Raw genomic sequence first — 3409 nt, forward strand, 5'->3', positions numbered from 1 at the left:
GGGGCCCGCCGCCCCGCACCGCTGGAGCGGACGCACCGGCAGTCCGCCGCACTGACGCGCCCCGCGCCGGCCCCGCACTCCCACCGCGAGGCCGGCGTGGCGGTCAGCCCTTCCAGCAGCGCACCACCACACCGTCGGACACCGTCATGTTGAGGCGGCCCTCGAGGTACTCCATGGTGATCATCGCGTCGGGTTCGACCACCCGCACGGTGCTCCAGCCCCGGGACTCCGCCAGCTCCCGGGCGGCCGACTCGGACAGGCCGACATAGGCCCCGGTCTCGTCTCCGGCGGGCGTTGAGTCTTCCGTTTCGTCTGCCATGACTGCCACCGTACGGCCTGCTCCCTGCACCGGGAAGTGCCGGGCTGATCTTCGGACCGTCACATGTGTGTCACAGCGCTCCGCAGTCGCCGCGAGGTCCCGACCCGGCCGCAGTCGCACGCTCGGGGACGGTCGAATTGCGTAATCGCGCACCCCCGGGCGGCGGTATCGGACGGTGTTCGGATCCGGCTGCGGACACCACCGCAAACCCTTTCCCGCGCTGTGGGATAACCCTTCGGAATGCTCTGCGCATTTCATCGGTTTGCTTATCCGAAAAGGGGGTAAAGGAGGCGCCGCGGCTCGTAGTCGGAAGCTGCCGAAGGCAGGATGGCGCAGCTCCGGTGCCGCCCGCGACGCCCCCTCAGTCCGGTGCCGCGATCGCCGTGGCCCTCCCCAGGCGGTCCCGCAGCGCGGCCAGGCTCGCCAGCAGTTCGACCGGCTCCCTCACCTCGAAGTCCGCACCGATCATCACCAGGTGCACCGCCATGGCATCCAGGCTGTAGGCGCCGGTGCGCAGCAGGCACGACCGCTCGTCCACGGTCTCCAGCGTGCCCGTGGACGGTGACACCAGCCGGGCCGCCTCCGTTATCGGCAGCCGCAGCAGCACGGTGGCCCGCACCGGGTACGCGCTGGTGGAGACCCCTTCCGAGACGTAGTCGGCGAGGTTCTCCGCCGGTGGACGGCGGGGCGCGAAGCGCGGCCCGTGCGGCGGTGTGAGGGCGATGCGGTCGGCCCGGTAGGTGCGCCAGTCCGCACGGTCGACGTCCCAGGCGACGAGGTACCAGCGCCGGTAGGTGCTGACCAGCCGGTGTGGTTCGACCGTGCGGCGGGACGTCTCCCCGCCGTGCGAACGGTAGGCGAAGCGCAGCTGCCGGCAGTCACGGCAGGCATGGGCCAGCTCCGTGATGGTGGCCGCGTCGACCGCGGGCCCGCCGGTCCCGCGTCGCATCTGGACCGTGAAGGAGTTCAGCGCGCTGACCCGCCGCCGCAGCCGCTCGGGCAGTACCTGCTCCAGCTTGGCGAGGGCCCGCACCGAGGACTCCTCGATCCCGGACACGCCGGCGCCCACCGCGGCCTGGAGACCGACCGCGACGGCCACCGCCTCCTCGTCGTCCAGCAGCAGCGGCGGCAGCCGGGCGCCCGCGCCGAGCTGGTACCCGCCGGTCGTGCCCGTGGCGGAGTGCACCGGGTATCCGAGCGTGCGCAACCGCTCCACGTCGCGCCGCACGGTGCGTGCGGTGACCCCAAGGCGGTCGGCGAGATCGGCTCCCGACCACTCCCGGTGAGCCTGGAGCAGGGACAGAAGTCGCAGCAGCCGCGCCGAGGTCTCCAACATGGGCGCCAGCATGCCAGCCCTTGCGGACACCTCCGGTCCGCAAGGGCCGCAAGGACCGCAGCCGCGAGGAGCGCGACCGCCACTGCGATGGCGGACGGCTGCCACCGGGCCGCTGCGGGCGGACGGCTACCGGGTGGCTACGGGCGGACGGCTGCTACCAGCGGTACCAGCGTGCTCGTCCACCCCCCGAGTCGGCCGCCCGGAACACGAAGCCGAGCAGCCAGATGACGAGGACCACGATCGCGATCCACCACAGCACGTCCAGTGCGAAGCCGGCACCGAAGAGCAGCAGGACCAACAGCAGACCCAACAGGATTGGAACCATCGTTGATGCACCTCCGAGACCCGGGTTCCCCTTCCGGCTGCGCTAAACGGGTGACATTCCGGCAGGTTCCAGGCACAGCGACACGTCGTTGTCGGCGGTGTAGCGGATCCGTGCGACGACGCCGGCCGCGTCGGCCAGCGGCACCCTCGGAGACTCGACGGTGTACCGCTTGTCCGGCTGGTCGTCTAGGATCCGGCCGACCCGGACCGCCTCGGCGGACGGGCGGGTGCGCAGCCACACCTCCCAGCTCCGCTCCTCCGCGTCCCCGTCCGCCTCCCTGTCGGCGCTCACGTCCCCACCTGCGCTCGCGTCTTCGTCGGCGGTGAGTCCGGCCAGCGGGATCCGGCACACGAACCCGGGCCCCTCGGCCACCGCCGGAGCGGTGAGCACCGGACGCCCGGCCTGCCCCGGACGCAGCTCCACGCGGGTCTCCGGAGTGAGGTCGGCGCCGAACAGCCTGCCGTGCAGCGTCAGCACCCGGCCGTCCATCAGCAGCCCGGCGGCTTCCGCGTGCGGCCAGCGCAGCCACGCCCGCAACGCCAGATTGCCGTGCCGGGTGCGGTAGGGAATGCGTACGCCCAGCCAGGTGCGGCCGACGCGGGGCACCCGGTCCAGCAGCGGGCCCAGATCCGTGAGGCCGGGCAGCAGACGGCGAGGCGAGCCCTCGCCGAGCACCAGATAGGCGTTCCAGCGCCCTTCGGTGAGCGGCACCGTGCTGGGGAGCACCGCCCGCAGAGCGCCCTCCCCGGCCGGGACGAGCGGCAGACGGACCGTCTCGATCGGGTCCGTGCCGCGGCGGCGCAGCAGCAGCCCGGCGTCCCAGCGCTCCGACTCCCCCGGCAGCGTGATGTCGAAGGTGAGCCCGCCCGCACTGTCGGCGGTGCAGTCGGCGCGCGGCTGTTCAGCCGCGCTGGTGTCTCCGGAGGCCGCGCCGGCGGATGACGTCATCATGCCGTTCGCCACCCGGGCAGCTTCACGGGCAACGGGAAGTGCTGCGATAGGAGATGGTGGTGCATGCTTCCCCGGGTCGTACGACGTCACGCGTGAGAACGCGCTTGTTCTCCGCCTTTCCCTGACAAAGACGCACCAGAGGCCGCCAAGGTTGGTCCGATGGACGACATTTGTTCCGACCCGCGTCGTCCCGCCGTTGATCTTCCCCCGCGGGCGGGTTCTCCCTCGGGCGGACGGGTGCGCCGCCTCGGCGGACACGTCAGACGGCGCGTCCTGGTCGGGCGGTGCCCCCTGGCCCGGACGGATGCTCCCGGTCCGGGCGGATGCTGCCGGTCCGGGCGGATGCTGCCGGTCCGGGCGGATGCTGCCGTTCCGGGCGGTGGCTGCGGTCACCCGGTGGTGCCCGGGGAGTCCGTGGCGCCGCTCCCGCCCTGCCCTGCCCCGCCCGAGCAGGCCGGGTCCCCCGGCCCGGTCTCGT

4 protein-coding genes are annotated in these 3409 nt (G+C 72.8%); all 4 read right to left on the reverse strand.

Annotation, left to right across the window (positions count from 1 at the left end):
- Positions 1-103: 103 nt before the first annotated feature.
- The gene (locus tag ACYVE9_RS19765) at positions 104-319 is read right to left on the reverse strand and encodes an I78 family peptidase inhibitor (RefSeq protein ID WP_461029217.1); all 216 of its coding nucleotides are present in this window, start codon (positions 317-319) and stop codon (positions 104-106) included.
- 361 nt (positions 320-680) lie between these two features.
- A complete protein-coding gene (locus ACYVE9_RS19770) occupies positions 681-1655 on the reverse strand; it encodes a helix-turn-helix transcriptional regulator (RefSeq protein ID WP_461029218.1) in 975 nt (324 codons plus the stop codon).
- 154 nt (positions 1656-1809) lie between these two features.
- Positions 1810-1980: a hydrophobic protein gene (locus ACYVE9_RS19775; RefSeq protein ID WP_461029219.1), complete on the reverse strand. Its 171-nt coding sequence runs from the start codon at positions 1978-1980 to the stop codon at positions 1810-1812.
- A gap of 42 nt (positions 1981-2022) precedes the next feature.
- Positions 2023-2931 (reverse strand): hypothetical protein, encoded by a 909-nt coding sequence (locus ACYVE9_RS19780; RefSeq protein WP_461029220.1) that lies wholly within the window; start codon positions 2929-2931, stop codon positions 2023-2025.
- Positions 2932-3409 lie beyond the last annotated feature (478 nt).

This window comes from Streptomyces sparsus (genome assembly GCF_054776295.1).